Raw genomic sequence first — 17054 nt, 5'->3', positions numbered from 1 at the left:
CCGAGCCGGTAACCAGTGCGGTCTTCGGCTCGGTCGCGTACGGCGGGGCCCGATGCCCCAGCCGCAGGTATTACTTGGCGTCCTTGACTTCCTTGAAGTCGGCGTCGACCACGTCGTCGTCCTGCTTGGGCGCTTCCGCGCCACCAGCCTGCTGGCCGCCTGCCGCGCCCGCGGCGCCTGCCTGCTGCGCCTGCATGTCGGCGTACATCTTCTCGCCGAGCTTCTGGGCGGCGGTCGAGAGGGCGGCGACCTTGGCGTCGATGTCGGCCTTGTCGCCGGCCTTCAGCGAGCCTTCCAGGTCGGCGATCGCGGCTTCGATCTTTTCCTTCTCGCCGGCGTCCAGCTTGTCGCCGTACTCGGTCAGGGACTTGCGGGTCGAGTGTACCAGCGCGTCGCCCTGGTTGCGGGCTTCGGCCAGTTCCTTGACCTTCTTGTCCTCTTCCGCGTTCAGCTCGGCGTCCTTCACCATCTTCTGGATTTCTTCTTCCGACAGGCCCGAGTTGGCCTTGATGGTGATCTTGTTTTCCTTGCCGGTGGCCTTGTCCTTCGCGCTCACGTGCAGGATGCCGTTGGCGTCGATGTCGAAGGTCACTTCGATCTGCGGGGTGCCACGCGGAGCCGGCGGGATGCCTTCGAGGTTGAACTCGCCCAGCGCCTTGTTGCCCGCGGCGATCTCACGCTCGCCCTGGTAGACCTTGATGGTCACGGCCGGCTGGTTGTCGTCGGCGGTCGAGAACACCTGCGAGAACTTGGTCGGGATCGTGGTGTTCTTGTGGATCATCTTGGTCATCACGCCACCCAGGGTCTCGATGCCCAGCGACAGCGGGGTCACGTCCAGCAGCAGCAGGTCCTTGCGCTCGCCCGACAGCACCGAACCCTGGATCGCAGCGCCCACGGCCACGGCTTCGTCCGGGTTCACGTCCTTGCGCGGCTCCTTGCCGAAGAACTCCTTGACCTTCTCCTGCACCTTCGGCATGCGGGTCATGCCGCCGACCAGGATGATGTCGTCGATGTCCGAGACCTTGACGCCAGCGTCCTTGATCGCCACGCGGCAGGGTTCGATGGTCTTGGCGATCAGTTCCTCGACCAGGGCTTCCAGCTTGGCGCGGGTGATCTTCAGGTTCAGGTGGACCGGCGCGCCGTTCGCCATCGCGATGTAGGGCTCGTTGATCTCGGTCTGCTGCGAGGACGACAGCTCGATCTTGGCGCGCTCGGCCGAGGCCTTGATGCGCTGCAGGGCGATCGGGTCCTTCGACAGGTCGAGGCCGTTGATCTTCTTGAACTCGTCGATGATGTAGTCGATCACGCGCTGGTCGAAGTCTTCGCCGCCCAGGAAGGTGTCGCCGTTGGTGGCCAGCACTTCGAACTGCTTCTCGCCTTCGACGTCGGCGATCTCGATGATCGAGACGTCGAAGGTGCCGCCGCCCAGGTCATACACGGCGATCTTGCGGTCGCCCTTGTCGGTCTTGTCCAGGCCGAAGGCCAGCGCGGCCGCGGTCGGCTCGTTGATGATGCGTTTGACGTCCAGGCCCGCGATGCGGCCGGCGTCCTTGGTCGCCTGGCGCTGCGAGTCGTTGAAGTAGGCCGGCACGGTGATCACGGCTTCGGTCACGGCTTCGCCCAGGTAGTCCTCGGCGGTCTTCTTCATCTTGCGCAGGATCTCGGCCGAGATCTGCGGCGGAGCCAGCTTCTTGTCGCGCACGCCGACCCAGGCGTCGCCGTTGTCGGCTTGCAGGATCTGGTAGGGCATCAGGCCGATGTCCTTCTGCACTTCCTTCTCGGTGAATTTGCGGCCGATCAGGCGCTTCACCGCGAACAGGGTGTTCTTCGGATTAGTCACGGCCTGGCGTTTCGCCGGGGCGCCAACGAGGATCTCACCGTCTTCCTGATAAGCGATGATCGAAGGAGTGGTACGCGCGCCTTCGGCATTCTCGATCACCTTCGGCTGGCCGTTTTCCATGATCGCGACGCAGGAGTTAGTGGTTCCCAGGTCGATACCAATGATTCTGCCCATGATTATTTTCCTTTTAAATGCTTAAAGTTTCGGATGGATCCAATATTGGGAAATACTGCGTGCTTTCAAGTGTTTAACTCGACGCAGCATGCATTTTTTACTTCGGCGCTGCGGCGGTGACGATGGCCGGACGCAGCAGGCGGTCGGCGATCATATAGCCCTTCTGGAGGACGGTCACGACCGTATTGGGGTCCTGCTCGGACGGCACCACGGCCACGGCCTGGTGCTTGTTCGGGTCGAGTTTCTCGCCCGGCTGGGGCATCACTTCGATCAGGCGGTTCTTCTCGAAGGCGGAAGTGAGCTGCTTGAGGGTCATTTCCACGCCTTCGCGGATGGCTTCCACGGTCTGGCTTTCGACCTTCAGGGCCATTTCCAGGCTGTCGCGCACCGGCACCATGGCCTCGGCGAAGCTTTCGATGGCGAACTTGTGGGCCTTGCTCACATCTTCCTGGGCGCGGCGGCGGATGTTCTCGGCGTCGGCCTTGGCACGCATGAAGGCGTCGTGCATCTCGGCCAGCTTGGCTTCGGTAGCGCTCAGCTGTTCTTCGAGATTCGGGCCACCGGTGCTGATGGTTTCAGCAGCAGGGGCTTCAGCGGCGGCGGCGCCGGGCTGCTCGGCCTCCGGCTGGTTCGTCACCTCTTTGCTTTCTTGGTCTTGCATCGAAAAAACTCCTAGAATCAAGGACTTGGCTGATGGGACGGTATGTCCTGCCCGATGTATAGGCCCCCCAGATGGGGCGATCTCCTACAATTTCAAGGGGAATTGTAGAAATGTCATGGCTGTGGCCGCCGATAACAATTGTTACAGACTTTACTGTTTCCCTGATTCATTTCCTAAGCAGAAGATTTAAGCTGCTGAGCAAGCTTGCACAACAGGCAAGCGATGGGAGGCGAATCATGAGACTACAACTGATCAGCAGTGCCGTCGTGCTGTACACCCTGGGCGTGATGGCCTGGCTGTGCTACGTCGGCATCGGCGCGACGCCCTGACAAACCGCGCATTTTAGCAGGTTGGTAACGCCGGCCACGATTTCGCGGCCGCGAGGGATGTTCAGGCCCCGAGCTGGGCCGCGTGCTGGGCGCCGACCTGGGCGTCGCGGCGCTGGGCGGCGCGCTGGGCCGGGGTGAGGATGGTGGGCCAGCCGATCAGGTGCTGTTCGGCGATCTCGGCCATGCCGAGGATCCAGGCCGGCGAGGCGTTCAGGCAGGGAATGTAATGGTAGTCCTTGCCGCCCGCCGCCTCGAAATCATGGCGCACTTCCATATTGATCTCTTCCAGGGTTTCCAGGCAGTCGCTGGTGAAACCGGGGCAGATCAGGTCGATGCGCTCCACGCCCTGCCGGGCCAGCTCCTGAACGGTCGGCGCGGTATAGGGCTGGAGCCACTCGGCCTTGCCGAAGCGCGACTGGAAGGTCACCAGGTAGTCTTCCGGGCCGATGCCCAGGGCCTCGGCCAGCAGGCGCGCGGTTTTCTGGCATTCGCAGAAATACGGGTCGCCCAGCATCAGGGTGCGCTTGGGCACGCCGTGGAAACTCATCACCAGCTTCTGGCCGCGGCCGTGGGTGTCCCAATAGGTCTGGACGCTCTCGGCCAGCGCATTGATATAGCCTTCGTGGTCGTGGTAGTTCCTGACCAGGCGCAGCTCGGGCACGTTGCGCACCTGGGCGTAATGACGGAACACGGCGTCCCAGATCGAGGCGGTGGTGGTGCCGGAATACTGCGGGTAGGCCGGCAGCACCACGATGCGCCCGTAGCCCTCTTCCTTCAGGCGGTCCAGCACTTCCTCGATGGACGGGGAGCCGTAGCGCATCGCCATCGCCACCTTCACGCCTTCGTGGCCGCGCTCGCGCAGCAGGTCTTCCAGCAGCTCGGCCTGCTTCGCCGTGTACACCTTCAGGGGCGAGCCGTCACGTGTCCAGATGGTCCGGTACTTGGCGGCCGACTGGCCGGAGCGGAAAGGCAGGATGAAGAGGTTCAGGATGAACCACCAGATCTTGCTCGGGATTTCGACCACGCGCGGATCGGACAGGAACTGCTTCAGGTAACGGCGCACCGCCTTGCGGGTGGGCTCGTCCGGAGTACCGAGGTTGACCAGGACGATGGCGTGCTGGGACACATTGCCGTGGGTGTGAGGCGGTTCTTTGCGAAATGGCATACGAAAAGTGATGGACGGGACGCCCTCTATTATATGTAGCGGGGTCCCGCGTGACGACTACTATCGTCAGGTATTCACGTGCAAACGTACGTCAATGTTGTTACGCGTGGCGTTCGAGTAGGGGCAGACGATGTGGGCCTTGTCGACCAGTTGCTGGAGTTGGGCCTGGTCCATGCCGGGCGCCTTGATGGTGAGGTCGACTTCGATGCCGAAGCCGGTGGGGATCTGGCCGATGCCGACGTCGCCGGTAACGGTGAGGTCTTGCGGCAGGGCGACCTTCTGCTGGCCGGCGACGAACTTCAGGGCGCCGAGGAAGCAGGCCGAGTAGCCGGCCGCGAACAGCTGCTCCGGATTGGTGCCGGGGCCGCCGCCGCCGCCGAGCTCCTTCGGGGTCGACAGTTTGAGGCCCAGCACGCCGTCGGAACTCTTGGAGTTGCCTTCGCGGCCGCCTTGCGAGGTGGCTTGGGCGCGGTACAGGACTTTTTCGATGCTCATTCGGGTTCCCTCCTTCGTTGTGGGTGGTGGTTGGCCAGAGCCGCGCGAGCGCGGTTGAGATGCAACTGTGCCACAGAATGATGAAGGGGGGATGACGCTTGGCTCTATGGGAGAGAAGGTCTACTGCCAATGGGGGAGTGGGTGGGTGGTAGGGATGGCGGGGCGTATTGCAGAGCGCCGGGCGAGGCTCATCGAGCGTCGCACGACGATTGCCGCTCGCTGCGCGCTGCCCATCGGCCGCTGTCCGTCGCCCGTCGCCCGTCGCCCGTCGCCCGTCGCCCGTCGCCCGTCGCCCGTCGCCCACTGCCGCCCATTCCGGCCTGCTGCCTTAAAACGTCATTCCGGCGAAGGCCGGAATCCAAGTTGTACGCGCAGCCACTGACGTTTGAAGCTGGCGCGACGCGGAGAAACTTGGATTCCGGCCTTCGCCGGAATGACGTGCGAGGGCAGCCGGACTGACGTGTTGGGTTGAGGGACCGGCGTGTTGGGCTGAGGGGCTGGCGTATTGCGCGAGGACCGCTCAAGACGCCAGCAACTCCCGCGCATGCTTGCGCGTAGTCTCGGTGATCTCGATCCCGCCCAGCATGCGCGCCACCTCTTCCACCCGCGCCCGGGTGTCGAGCACATCGATGCGCGAGACCGTGCGCCCCGCGTCGGTCGTGCCCTTGGCCACCTGGAAATGCTGGTTCGCCTGGCTCGCCACCTGCGGCAGGTGGGTCACGCACAGCACCTGGCGCTGCTGCCCCAGGCGCTTGAGCAGGCGCCCCACCACCTCGGCCACGCCGCCGCCGATGCCGGTGTCGACCTCGTCGAAGATCAGGGTCGGCACCACCGTCGCATTCGAGGTGATCACCGAGATCGCCAGCGAGATGCGCGCCAGTTCGCCGCCCGAGGCCACCTTGGCCAGTGGGCGCGGCGCCACGCCGGCGTGGCCGGCCACCAGGAACTCGACCTGCTCCAGCCCGTGCGCGCCCGGCTCGGCCGTATTCAGGGCCACGGCGAAGCTGCCGCCGCCCATGCTCAGCTCCTGCATCGCCTGGGTCACCTGCGCGCCCAGCTCCTGTGCCGCCTTGACGCGCCGGCCGGAGAGTTTCTGGGCCACTTCCAGATAGGCCGCATAGGCCTTCTCTTCCTGCTTGCGCAAGCCCTCGATGTCGCTCGCGTCGGCCAGCTGGCGCAGCTTGGCGCCCAGGGCGGCGTGCTCATCCGGCAGCTCCTCGGGCGTGACGCGGTACTTGCGCGCCGCGCTGTGCAGGGCGTCCATGCGGGCGTCCACCTCGCGCAGGCGGTCCGGGTCGAGCTCGACCTTGTCGATATAGTTGTTGAGCGCGTACACCGCCTCCTGCAACTGGATGCGGGCCGGCTCCATGCAGTCCAGCACCGGCTGCAACTGGGTGTCGACGTCGACCAGCTTGCCCAGCTTCTGGGTCAGCGACGAGAGCTGCGACAGGATCGGATGGTCGGCCTCCGAGATCGCGTTGAGCGCCTCCTGCGCGCCTTCGAGCAGGCTGGCGGCGTGCGACAGGCGGCTGTGCTCGTTGCTGATCTCGGCCCACTCGCCGGGCTTGGGCGCCAGCTTGTCGAGCTCGCTCACCTGCCACTCGAGGCGCTCGCGCTCGATCAGCACGTTCTTGGCATTGGTCTCGTATTCCTCGCGCTGGCGCACGAGTGCCTTCCAGGCGCGGTACAGCGACGCGACCTCGACCACCTCGGCGCGCGCGGCCGGATCGCGCACCGCGATCTGGTTGTCGAGCAGTTCGCGCTGGGCGTCCGGCTTGAGCAGGGACTGGTGCGCGTGCTGGCCGTGGATATCGACCAGCATCTCGCCCAGCTCGCGCAACTGGGCCGCGGTGGCGGCCACGCCGTTGATGTAGGCCTTGGAGCGGCCGGCGTTGTCGATCACGCGGCGCAGCAGCGCGGCGCCTTCGTCGCCCGGCAGTTCGTTCTCGGCCAGCCAGTCGCTCGCCGCCTCGGTCAGCGCGAACTCGGCCGTGATGTCGGCCTTGGCCGCACCCTCGCGCACCATGCTGGCGTCGCCGCGCCCGCCGAGCGCCAGTTGCAGCGCGTCGATCAGGATCGACTTGCCGGCGCCGGTCTCGCCGGTGAATACCGTGAAGCCGTTCGAGAACTCGAGCTCGATGGCGTCGACAATGACGAAGTCACGGATGGATAGTGTGCGCAGCATGAAAAATCGGGTCTCCGTTTGCGATGCGTGTGGCGGTTCGGTGGGTTACTTCAGCTTGCCTTCGTTGTTCGGGTATTCGTTCCAGTGCAGCTTCTCGCGCAGCGTGTGGTAGTAGCTCCAGTCGTGCGGATGCAGGAAGATGATGGTGTCGGGCGAGCGCGAGATGACGATGCGGTCGCCCAGTTGCAGGCTGGTGAAGGTTTGCATGTCGAAGTTGACGCTGATGTCGCGCCCGGCCACCAGCTCGATCACGATCTCGCTGGTGTCGGGCAGCACGATCGGCCGGTTCGACAGCGCATGCGGCGCGATCGGCACCAGCACGATGCCCTGCAGGGTCGGGTGCAGCAGCGGACCGCCGGCCGACAGCGCATAGGCGGTGGAACCGGTGGGGGTCGAGATGATCAGGCCGTCCGAGCGCTGGTTGTACATGAACTCGCCGTCCACGATGAGCTTGAGCTCGACCATGCCGGCGCCGGTGCCGCGCGCCACCACCACGTCGTTGACGGCGACGCTGCAAAAGATCTGCTCGCCGCCGCGCATCACGCGCGCTTCCAGCAGGCTGCGCTCCTCGGCGCGCGCCCTGCCCTGCAGCACCTCGCCCAGGGCCGGCAGCATGTTTTCCATCGGGATGTCGGTGATGAAGCCGAGCCGTCCCTGGTTGATGCCGACCAGCGGAATGTCGTACTTGGCCAGCTGGCGCGCGATGCCGATCATGGTGCCGTCGCCGCCGACCACCACCGCGGCCTTGGCCGAGCTGCCGATGTCGGCCACGCTCATGGCCTCGATGCCGGCCAGGACCGGATGGGCCGCCAGGTGGGCGGCCGTGTCTTCCTCGAACACGACGCGGTAGCCGGCGCCGCGCAGGAACTCGACGATGCGCGCGACCGGCTCCTCGACCCCGGCCGTGTTCTGCCGGACCACGAGCGCGACGATGGGTTGTGTTGCAGGCATGGCAGCGGTCATATCGGTCCCGGTGAATGGCTGGGTGGTGGAAAAATCGACACGCTGGAGATTAACCGATAATCCCCCTGCCTGCCAGTTGAGCGCCCCGCCCCACCCCATCAAATACTGTACAGATGAACAGTATAACGGCCCGCCCCCGCCAGCCGCAAGATCAGGCCACCAGAACCACGCCGACCGCCGCCGCGACCGCCAGCACGATGCTCACCACATGCAGCACCATCAGGAGGAACCAGCGCAGGCCGGTCACGATGCGTCCGCCGCCGTAGACGTGGCGCATGGCGGTCGGCAGGTAGAACAGCAGCCACAGGATGAGCAGCAGGCGCACGAAGTCCCAGTCGCCCGGCACCAGCAGCATCACGCTCAGCATCAGGAAGGCGAAGGCGTTGCTGTGCAGGGCGAACAGGAAATGCTCGCCATACAGGCGACCGGTGCCCAGATACAGCAGCTTGAGGTAGAAGGCGAACACCGGCATCAGGGCGAAGATGGCGTAGGGTGTGTAGCTGAAGAAGGCGCGCTTGATCTGCTCCTGCTGGACCGGGACCGGCTGGTTCAGGAAGCGCGCGGTCTTTTGTCCGAAGCCGGCGCCGATCATGGTCGTCCAGCCGACCACCTTCTGCTTGAAGCGTTCGAACTCGGCCGCCTGGGCGGCGGTGGCCGGCCCGACCACGGTGTCGCGCGTACGGCTGTCGCTGGCGATGGCGCTGACGCTGGCCTGGCCGGCGTTCCCCATCACCACGATCTCGGTGCCGCCCAGCTTGAACAGGGCAAAGAAGATGATGCTGAAGGTGAGGTAGAGGCGCAGCGGCTCGATGTAGCGCACGCGCCGGCCCTCGATGTACTCGCGGCTCAGGAAGCCCGGCTTGAACAGCAGGCGCATCAACGACTTCCACAGCTTGCCCTCGAGGGCCACGTAGTGCCCGAGGAACTCGTGCAGGAACTCGCGCGCGCTGGGCACGTGCACGTGGCTGGGCTGGCCGCACTCGTGGCAGTACTTGCCGCGCGGGACAGTGCCGCAGTTCTTGCAGGCCTCGCCCTCGTGGGCGGAATAAGGCAGGGCTTCGGGTTTCAAGGCTAGGTTCCCGCGAAAACGCTCAAGCTTCCATGGTAGCTATTTAATTGCAAAAATGCATCATCCAATTGCGCGACCGTGTCTGTTGCACACGGTTAGGATGGAAGAAACGACATGCACAGGAGGACATCATGGTTACCGAAACCAAGGACCGTTTCGTCAACACCAAGGCGCCGATCGAAAACGACGGCGTCAAGCGCCAGCCGCACGAGCGCGACGAGTCGCCCGATGGGCAGGACCAGGAACCGCGCGGCATCATGAAGCAGGCGGCCGAAGACCTGGCCCAGGGCCTGAAGGACACCGACCGCTACGGCACCTGCGGCCAGGGCCTGGAACAGGCGGTCGAGCCGGCGCCCGACGCCACCGGACAAGCCAATCCGCAGCCGGACCGCCATCGCTCGATGCGCGACCACGATTCGGTGGAGCCGGTTCCCGGCAAGAACCGCTGAGCCCACGGCCAGGGCCTGCGTGCGGGGCCCTCCGGCACGCAAGTCCACGAACGCATAGAATGGCTGTTTTCCGTTTTTTGAATCAAGAAGAGGACACCACCCCATGCGCATTCTGCACACGATGTTCCGCGTCGGTAACCTGGAACGCTCGATCGAGTTCTACACCAAGGTGCTGGGCATGAAGCTGCTGCGTACCAGCGACAATCCCGAGTACAAGTACACCCTGGCCTTCCTGGGCTACGGCAGCAACCCGGACCACGCCGAGATCGAACTGACCTACAACTACGGCGTCGACAAGTACGAGATGGGCACGGCCTACGGCCACATCGCGATCTCGACCGAGGACATCTACGCCACCTGCGAGCAGGTGCGCGCGGCCGGCGGCAACATCACGCGCGAACCCGGCCCGGTCAAGGGCGGCAGCACCGTGATCGCCTTCATCACCGATCCGGACGGCTACAAGGTCGAGCTGATCGAGCGCGCCGACAACGCCGGCGGCGCGGGCCTGACGAGCTGAGGCCTGTCAGGCCGGGTTTTACTGGCCGAGCCTGTCGGCCGAGCCTGTCTGGCCGAGCCTATCTGGCCGAGCCTGTCTGGCCGAGCCTGTCTGGCCGAGCCTGTCCGGCCGAGCCTCCCGGCCGGCCCCGGTCCAGCCGAACCTACCCGGTCGGACCTCTCCTGCAGAGTTGGCGCGGCGCTGCTACAATCGCCGCGCCTGACCGGTTCAGGCATTTAATCAATCATACGTCTTCGGGGCGGGGTGAAATTCCCCACCGGCGGTATGGCCCGCAAGGGCCGAGCCCGCGAGCGCCTGCGTGAGCAGGGTCAGCAGACCTGGTGAGAGGCCAGGGCCGACGGTATAGTCCGGATGAAAGAAGATGTGCGCTGCCACGCGCCTTGCCTGCCGCCACGCCCTGTGGCCGGGCCGGGCGCGCGTATCCGCTTGCCCTGATGCGTTTTTCGCCCATTATTGCGAGGAGCGTTTCACATGTTGTTATCCACCCGTTTTTCCCACACTCTCCATAGCCAGGACCTGGAAGGCCGCATCCAGGGCGCGCTCGAGGCCATGCGCGCCGGCGTGCCGGTGATCCTGCTCGACGATTTCGACCGCGAGAACGAGGCCGACCTGATCGTGGCGGCCGAGAAGATCACGGTCGAGAGCATGGCCCTGATGATCCGCGAGTGCAGCGGCATCGTCTGCCTCTGCCTGTCCGACGACAAGGTGCGCGCGCTCGAGCTGCCGCCGATGGCGGCCGAGAACGGCAGCCGCTACGGCACGCCGTTCACGGTCTCGATCGAGGCGCGCCATGGCGTCACGACCGGCGTGTCGGCGGCCGACCGCGTCACCACCATCCGCACCGCGATCGCGCGCAACGCCCAGCCGGACGACCTGGTGCGCCCGGGCCACGTGTTCCCGCTGCGCGCGACGCCGGGCGGGGTGCTCAATCGTGCCGGGCATACCGAAGGCTCGGTCGACCTGGCGCGCATGGCGGGGCTGCAGCCGGCGGCCGTGCTGTGCGAGCTGATGAACGAGGATGGCAGCATGATGCGGGGGGATGCGATCGAGCGGTTTGCCGATCAGCGCGGGTTCCCGATTCTGACTATCGCCGAGCTGATTCAGTGGCGTAGGACGCGGGCTGTTTGAGCGTTTCGGTACTGCTGGGGAACTTGGATTCCGGCCTTCGCCGGAATGACGGTCTTAGGGCTAGTGGCTAAAGTTGACTGCAAGGGAGGGCAGCCGGTAGGCGATAGACGATACCCGAAAAACGATAGACGATAGGCGAACGGTCGACAGTACCGCTAACCTAAAGACCGTCGTCCCGGCGAAGGCCGGGACCCAATTCCCAAGCGCAGTGACGAAAAAAGAAAAACCCCGATCAGCCAGCAAACCGGCCCCGAGGTTTTTTAACATCAGGCACGCCCCGCCGAGCGCGCCGCTACAACATCACTTATCCAGCAAGGCATTCACCGGCACCAGATCCGCCTCGCGCAGCGAACCGGCCGCCGCCTTCAGGCGCAGGCCGTTGACGATGGTGTCGTAACGGGCGCGCGACAGGTCGGTGCGGGTCTGGTACAGCTGGCGCTGCGCGTTCAGCACGTCGATGTTAATACGCACGCCCACCTGGTAACCCAGCTTGTTCGATTCCAGCGCCGAGTTGCTCGACACTTCCGCCGCTTCCAGCGCCTTGACCTGGGCCAGGCCGCTGTTCACGCCGAGGAAGGATTGGCGCGCCTGCAGGGCCGCGTTGCGGCGGGTCGCCTCCAGGTCGTTGCGGGCCTTGTCTTCCAGGGCGATCGATTCGCGCACGCGGCTGGTCACGCCAAAGCCGTTGAACAGCGGGATCGAGTAGCTCACGCCGATCGCATTGTTCTTGGTCACGCCCGAGCTGTTGGTCGAGCCGTTGACGTCGCGGCGGCTCGAGCTCGCGACCAGGTCCAGGGTCGGCAGGTGGCCGGCGCGCTGGCGCGAGATCTCGCGCTTGGCGACTTCGACCTGCAACTGCTGCACGGTCACGCCATAGTTCTGGTTCTCGGCCGCCGACACCCACTGGTCGACCGTGGCCGGCTGCGGCGGCGCCAGGGTCACGCCGCTCTTGAGCGGGGCCAGCGCGCCCGGCTCGGTGCCGATGATGGCCTGCAGCGCGTTGCGCTTGTTGTCCAGGTCGTTCACCGCGGCGAATTCCTGGGCCAGCACCAGGTCGTAGGCGGCCTGGGCTTCATGGGTGTCGGTGATGGTCTGGGTGCCCACCTCGAAGTTGCGCTTGGCCGACGCCAGCTGCTCGGTCACCGCGGTCTTCTGGGCGCGGGTCGATTCCAGCTTGTCCTGGGCCGCCAGCACGTCGAAGTAGGCGGCCGCCACGCGGGTGATCAGGTCCTGCTGGGCCTGGGCGAACTGGGCCTCGGCGATCGCCTGCTGCAGCTTGCTCTGCTGGTAGCCCTGCCAGCGGTCCCAGCGGAACAGCGGCTGCTGCAGCAGCAGGGTGTACTCGTTGGTGCGCAGGTTGGAGCCGCTTTCGCCGATGACGCCGCGGGTGCCGTCCGGACGGGTGCCGATCTGGCCTTCGTTCCAGGGCGAGAAGTCCTGGTCGTTCTTGGTGATGGAACCATTGATGCCCACGGTGGGGAGCAGGTTGGCACGCCCCTGCGCGATCCGTTCCTGGCCGGCGGACAGCGCGGCGCGTGCGCTGGCGTAAGTCGCGTCGTTGGCCAGCGCCTGCTGGTACACCTGGATCAGGTCTGCCGCGCTGGCGCTGAGCGAATAGAACGCGCTGGCCAGCAGCACGGCGATAAGGGGTTTCTGCATTGCTCTCTCCACAGGAGTCATCAAGATTAGGAACCAGGTCAGTACTTCGGCATCGAAGGATCGACCTGTACGGCCCAGGCGTGTACCCCGCCCGTCAGATTCGTTACGTTCTCAAAACCATTCCGCTCGAGGAAGGCGGCAACCTGCATGCTGCGCGCGCCGTGGTGGCAGATGCACACGACCTCGCGCTCGCCGTCGATCTCGCCGACCCGGATCGGAATCAGGTGCATCGGGATCTGGGTCGAGCCCGCGATGTGGCAGGTCTCGAACTCCCAGTTCTCGCGCACGTCCAGCAGCAGCGGCTGCTCGCGCGCCGGATCGGCCAGCCAGGCGGCCAACTCGGGGGCGGTCATCTGTTTCATCGCGTCCTCAGAACGTGAAGCGCGACGGCGCCGGGGCGCCGGTCAGCGGCTTGACATTGGTCTCGAACACCTTCACCGAGTCGTAGCCCGTTTCCGAGGTACGGGTGATGATGTTGCAAGTCATGGCCGGGGCCTCGCCCAGGATCACCGCCATGCGGCCGCCCACCTTCACGCACTTGAGCAGCGCTTCCGGCAGCACCGGCAGCGCGCCCGACACCACCACCACATCGTAGGGCGCGCCCGCAGCCCAGCCTTCGGCGCCATTGCCCTGCTCGACGCTCACGTTGGTGACGCCGGCCTTGGCCAGGTTCTGCTCGGCCAGGGCCTTGGTTTCCGGCAGGATCTCAACGGTGGTCACATGGCGCGCCTTGTGCGCCAGCAGCGCCGCCATATAGCCCGAACCGCTGCCGATCTCGAGGACGTTCTCGTGCTTCTTCACCGCGAGTTCCTGCATGATGCGGGCCTCGACCTTCGGATTGAACATGGCTTCGCCACCCGGCAGCGGGATCTCGACGTCCGCGAAGGCCAGGTTCTGGTAGGCCTGGGGCACGAACTGTTCGCGCTTGACCACGTGCAGCATGTCCAGCACGTCCTGGTCCAGCACGTTCCACGGACGGATCTGCTGTTCGATCATGTTGAAGCGGGCTTGTTCGATATTCATCTGAGTTCTCGGTGGAAAAATAAATAATCCGATATTTTATCGTTGAACGGCCTCAGGACGCACATCTTAACGATGGGCAGCCCCAGCGGCGGGAAATTGCGACAGTCTGCAGTTTGGAGGGGATGAACGCCGGTTTTCCCGACGTTTTATAGTCCGGGCAACTTTATTGCGGCGTAGGCAGCAATCCACGCAGGGTAATGTCGAGGAAAGCGTCGAGGAAGGCCTGGGGCTGGAGGTCGCAGCGCTCGCAGGGGCCGATCGAGTGCTTCCAGGCCGAGAGCATCAGCATGGGAGCGATCAGGACCTGGGTCACCTGGGGGATGTCGATCTGGCGGAACTCGCCGCGGCGCACGCCGCGCTCGAGCATGCTGGAGATCATGCGGGTGCCGCGCATGACCACTTCTTCCTGGTAGAAGCGCGCAAGTTCGGGGAAGTTGTCGGCTTCGGCCATGATCAGCTTGCTGATCCCCGAGGCCTTGGTATTGCCGATGCGGCGCCACCAGTTGAGGATCACGTCGCGCAGCAGGTCGGCGCTGTGGCCCTCGAACTCGGCCACCGAGATCTCGGCCTCGCCGATCACCGGCACGATGCTCTCGCGCACCACGGCCTTGAACAGGTCTTCCTTGTTCGCGTAGTAGAGGTAGAGGGTGCCCTTGGACACGCCGGCGCGGCGCGCCACGTCCTCCAGGCGGGTGGCGGCGAAGCCGCGCTCGACGAACAGGTCGATGGCGGCGGCCAGCAGCTCCTGCGGACGAGCGTCCTTGCGGCGCTCCCAGCGCGGCTTGCTGTCGAATTGGCAGTGCATCGTTTCCGCCTAGAAACTATTTTAAAAGAACATCAACTATAGAGTGCACTCGCCGCGACCGTCAAGCCGGCGTTGCGCGAATGAAACCGGTCGGTCGGAAAGAGCGTGTCAGCCGGCGCCGGGTCCATAAATACGGCCATTGGAACCCGACCGGTACAGACTACCATCCGGATTGTGCGGTGCGCAATCACGCTGCTGGCGCGGCACCTGGAACACGGCCAGGCGGTCGGCCACGCCGGGCATCAGCCTTTCCATCATGACGTCCAGGCCGGCCATCAGGCCCACGCGCATGGTGCGCATCGGCATCACGGCCGCGTGCAGGATGGCGGCCGCCACCTGGTGCGGATCGACCTGGGGCGCGGGCAGCTTGGGCTCGCGGTCCATGTAGTTGCGCGCGTGCTGGGGCAAGGGGGTGTCGACCGCGGTCGGCTCGATCAGGGTGACCGAGACCGGGGCGTCGTCGATCTGTTCGACTTCGATGCGCAGAGCGTCGGTGAAGCCTTTCACCGCGTGCTTGCTGGCCGAGTACATGCCCTGCATGGGAATCGCCACCTCGGAGGCTTCGCTGCCGAGGTTGATGAGGGCGCCGCCCTGGCGCTTGAGATGGGGCAGCGCCACCAGGGAGCCGTTCACCATGCCCCAGAAATTGATGTCGAACAGGCGGCGGGAATCGTCTTCGGCCACTTCGTCGACGCGGCCGTAGATGGTGCAGCCGGCGTTGTTGACCCAGGTGTCGATGCGGCCGAAGCGCTCGATGGCGGCCTGGGCGATGCGCTCGACCTGGGCGCGGTCGGCGACGTCGGCTACCACGCCGATGGCTTCCTGGCCGAGGGCGTTGAAGCGTTCGACCACGGCGTCGAGCACGTCGCCGCCGCGCGCGGCCAGCACCAGTTTGGCGCCCTGCTTGGCCGCCTCCTGGGCGGTGGCCAGGCCGATGCCGCTGGTGGCTCCGGTAATCACGATCACCTGGCGATCCAGGGGTTTGAGTGGACTCGACATCGACGCCTCCGCTTGATGGTGGTTCCCGGGTGTTCTTGGCAACAAGTTAGCAGGAATTCCTACGTGGAAGCGCCCGGTTAGCTCCCCTTCGCCTGTATACTGGCCGCCTGCTTTTTAATTCGATCCATGAGCACTTCCACCTTCGCCTGCCGTCCGCACTGCGGCGCCTGCTGCACGGCCCCGTCGATCACCAGCCCCATCCCGGGCATGCCAAATGGCAAACCTGCGGGCGTGCGCTGCGTGCAGCTCGGCGAGGACGAGCGTTGCCGTATTTTCGGAAAACCGGAGAGACCCGCGTTTTGTGGCGGGTTGCAGCCGTCCGCGGAGATGTGCGGGGGAGATCGCGAACAGGCGATCCGGTGGCTGGGAGAACTGGAGCGGATGACGGCGCCAGGGTGAAGTGCTGCTTGGTGAGGCTAGTATAAACCGATGAGCTGAATCAAAACTTACATGGTTGCGTTTCTGCTACGCAATTTTTGATTGCTCGGCCTTTTGGAATACCGTCCCTTTCGACAATCGCCCGCTGCTCTCGACGGTCGCCCGCGGCTCTCGCACGTCGTTCCGGCGAAGGCCGGAACCCAAGTTCGTTCCGCAGCCACCAGCTTCGAGCGTCAGGCCGTTCATGCAAACTTAGGTTCCGGCCTTCGCCGGAACGACGTGCTGAGACAGCAGGTGGCTAGTGAATGACGTGGTCAGCTCAGCGTGCAGGGGTAGCAGGTGGTTAGTAAATGACGTGGTCAGCTAAGCGTGCAAGGGCAGCAGGCGAAGAGTGAATGAAGCGGTGAGCTAGGCCCCATCCGGCTTGCCTGCCTGATCCTCAGGCATGACCAGTCCAATCTTTTTCTTCTTTTTCTTGATGACGGCCGCCTGCTCCTGGGCAGGCTTGGTGGCCGGCGGCGGCGCGACCGGCAAAGGAAAGCCGAGAAAGGCCATCACGAAGAAAATCGGCAGCAGGACGTAGAACAGCGGTCGGCGCCAGTTGAGTTTCTCTTTTAGCATTGCCAACACGTAAAGCCGTATCAGCAAAAAACAAGCCCCCCGGTCACCCTCGCAGGGTAACTTTTGGATGCATACGCATCAGGCTCAGGCCGCGGCCCGCTGGCTGCGCATGGCCTGGATGTCGCGGAACAGCTCGCCTACGGTCAGACCCTCGTGCCACACGTCGGCCAGCCTAACCCCATAACGCGCGCGCAAGGCCTTGACCAGCGCCTCGACCCCGCCCGGTTCCTGCGGCTGGGCGGCGCGCACGATGCCGAGCAGTTCGTCGTCGGGACGGATGCGCAGCCGGTCGCTGTCGCTGAAGGAAAAGCTGGAGACCACCAGCGACAGGAAATCGCGGATGTCCTTGCGGGAAGCCGAAGGGAAGGCGCGCCGCCAGAGACGCGACTGGCAGCTGCGGTAGCGCAGTGGGTTGTGAAACTGCCCACCCTGGAGGGCCGCGATGGCGGCCGCGACAAGCAAAAGAACGATGAGAACACTCATGCGAACCAGTCTAGCACGCTGCGCGCCGGCGTGCGCACGGCTGCCTGACAGGAATTTTTGCTCGCGCACGATTGAGCTACGCGTGAATCGTGCGGTCATTTTCCGTCTATA

Annotated in this window: 18 protein-coding genes and 1 riboswitch; of the genes, 4 read left to right on the top strand and 14 right to left on the bottom strand. The window is 64.9% G+C overall.

Annotation, left to right across the window (positions count from 1 at the left end; translation table 11 throughout):
• Positions 1 to 70 precede the first annotated feature (70 nt).
• From dnaK to B0920_RS15580, 7 genes are all read right to left on the bottom strand, one after another.
• Positions 71 to 2014: a molecular chaperone DnaK gene (gene dnaK, locus B0920_RS15610; protein WP_078033585.1), complete on the bottom strand. Its 1944-nt coding sequence runs from the start codon at positions 2012 to 2014 to the stop codon at positions 71 to 73.
• Between the two features lie 97 nt (positions 2015 to 2111).
• On the bottom strand, positions 2112 to 2675 hold the full coding sequence (gene grpE / locus B0920_RS15605) for a nucleotide exchange factor GrpE (protein WP_078033584.1): 564 nt from the start codon (positions 2673 to 2675) through the stop codon (positions 2112 to 2114).
• Between the two features lie 390 nt (positions 2676 to 3065).
• The gene (gene hemH, locus B0920_RS15600) at positions 3066 to 4169 is read right to left on the bottom strand and encodes a ferrochelatase (protein WP_078033583.1); all 1104 of its coding nucleotides are present in this window, start codon (positions 4167 to 4169) and stop codon (positions 3066 to 3068) included.
• 66 nt (positions 4170 to 4235) lie between these two features.
• Entirely contained in the window at positions 4236 to 4664 is a 429-nt protein-coding gene (locus tag B0920_RS15595; protein ID WP_078033582.1) for an organic hydroperoxide resistance protein, read from the bottom strand.
• Positions 4665 to 5184: 520 nt separating this feature from the next.
• Positions 5185 to 6849 carry a DNA repair protein RecN gene (gene recN, locus B0920_RS15590; RefSeq protein WP_078033581.1) on the bottom strand — a complete coding sequence of 555 codons (1665 nt, stop codon included), beginning with the start codon at positions 6847 to 6849 and terminating at the stop codon, positions 5185 to 5187.
• Positions 6850 to 6894: 45 nt separating this feature from the next.
• Positions 6895 to 7800, bottom strand: coding sequence for an NAD kinase (locus B0920_RS15585; RefSeq protein WP_373887901.1), 906 nt, complete (start codon positions 7798 to 7800; stop codon positions 6895 to 6897).
• A 163-nt stretch (positions 7801 to 7963) separates the two neighbouring features.
• Complete coding sequence (locus B0920_RS15580) at positions 7964 to 8881, bottom strand: DUF3667 domain-containing protein (RefSeq protein WP_078033579.1); 918 nt, start codon at positions 8879 to 8881, stop codon at positions 7964 to 7966.
• Between the two features lie 131 nt (positions 8882 to 9012).
• Here B0920_RS15580 and B0920_RS15575 point away from each other — a divergent pair, with 131 nt between their 5' ends.
• The 3 genes from B0920_RS15575 to ribB all read left to right on the top strand — a co-directional run bounded on the left by B0920_RS15575 (position 9013) and on the right by ribB (position 10975).
• Entirely contained in the window at positions 9013 to 9330 is a 318-nt protein-coding gene (locus B0920_RS15575) for a hypothetical protein (RefSeq protein WP_078033578.1), read from the top strand.
• A gap of 103 nt (positions 9331 to 9433) precedes the next feature.
• The gene (gloA, locus tag B0920_RS15570; protein ID WP_078033577.1) at positions 9434 to 9847 is read left to right on the top strand and encodes a lactoylglutathione lyase; all 414 of its coding nucleotides are present in this window, start codon (positions 9434 to 9436) and stop codon (positions 9845 to 9847) included.
• Between the two features lie 225 nt (positions 9848 to 10072).
• A riboswitch (FMN riboswitch) is annotated at positions 10073 to 10214 on the top strand.
• Between the two features lie 104 nt (positions 10215 to 10318).
• Entirely contained in the window at positions 10319 to 10975 is a 657-nt protein-coding gene (gene ribB / locus B0920_RS15565; protein WP_078033576.1) for a 3,4-dihydroxy-2-butanone-4-phosphate synthase, read from the top strand.
• Positions 10976 to 11275: 300 nt separating this feature from the next.
• Here the strand turns inward: ribB and B0920_RS15560 are convergent, their stop codons facing one another.
• The 5 genes from B0920_RS15560 to B0920_RS15540 form a co-directional block, all read right to left on the bottom strand.
• On the bottom strand, positions 11276 to 12634 hold the full coding sequence (locus B0920_RS15560; protein WP_078033575.1) for a TolC family outer membrane protein: 1359 nt from the start codon (positions 12632 to 12634) through the stop codon (positions 11276 to 11278).
• Positions 12635 to 12672: 38 nt separating this feature from the next.
• Positions 12673 to 12996 (bottom strand): rhodanese-like domain-containing protein, encoded by a 324-nt coding sequence (locus B0920_RS15555; RefSeq protein WP_078033574.1) that lies wholly within the window; start codon positions 12994 to 12996, stop codon positions 12673 to 12675.
• Positions 12997 to 13003: 7 nt separating this feature from the next.
• A complete protein-coding gene (locus B0920_RS15550; RefSeq protein ID WP_078033573.1) occupies positions 13004 to 13657 on the bottom strand; it encodes a protein-L-isoaspartate O-methyltransferase in 654 nt (217 codons plus the stop codon).
• Between the two features lie 163 nt (positions 13658 to 13820).
• On the bottom strand, positions 13821 to 14462 hold the full coding sequence (locus B0920_RS15545) for a TetR/AcrR family transcriptional regulator (RefSeq protein ID WP_078033572.1): 642 nt from the start codon (positions 14460 to 14462) through the stop codon (positions 13821 to 13823).
• 108 nt (positions 14463 to 14570) lie between these two features.
• Positions 14571 to 15461 carry an SDR family oxidoreductase gene (locus B0920_RS15540; RefSeq protein WP_078033571.1) on the bottom strand — a complete coding sequence of 297 codons (891 nt, stop codon included), beginning with the start codon at positions 15459 to 15461 and terminating at the stop codon, positions 14571 to 14573.
• 126 nt (positions 15462 to 15587) lie between these two features.
• On the opposite strand from B0920_RS15540, the gene B0920_RS15535 reads away from it, so the two are divergent.
• On the top strand, positions 15588 to 15860 hold the full coding sequence (locus B0920_RS15535) for a YkgJ family cysteine cluster protein (RefSeq protein WP_078033570.1): 273 nt from the start codon (positions 15588 to 15590) through the stop codon (positions 15858 to 15860).
• Positions 15861 to 16247: 387 nt separating this feature from the next.
• Here B0920_RS15535 and B0920_RS15530 read toward each other — a convergent pair whose 3' ends face one another.
• Together B0920_RS15530 and B0920_RS15525 are read right to left on the bottom strand one after the other, a co-directional pair.
• Positions 16248 to 16460: a hypothetical protein gene (locus tag B0920_RS15530; protein ID WP_078033569.1), complete on the bottom strand. Its 213-nt coding sequence runs from the start codon at positions 16458 to 16460 to the stop codon at positions 16248 to 16250.
• Positions 16461 to 16544: 84 nt separating this feature from the next.
• Complete coding sequence (locus tag B0920_RS15525; protein ID WP_179119195.1) at positions 16545 to 16943, bottom strand: hypothetical protein; 399 nt, start codon at positions 16941 to 16943, stop codon at positions 16545 to 16547.
• Positions 16944 to 17054 lie beyond the last annotated feature (111 nt).

Origin of the sequence: Massilia sp. KIM (assembly GCF_002007115.1) — a bacterium.
Classification (GTDB): domain Bacteria; phylum Pseudomonadota; class Gammaproteobacteria; order Burkholderiales; family Burkholderiaceae_D; genus Telluria.
The sequence above is the reverse complement of the archived record's forward strand: the minus strand, read 5'-3'. Positions and strand labels throughout refer to the sequence as shown.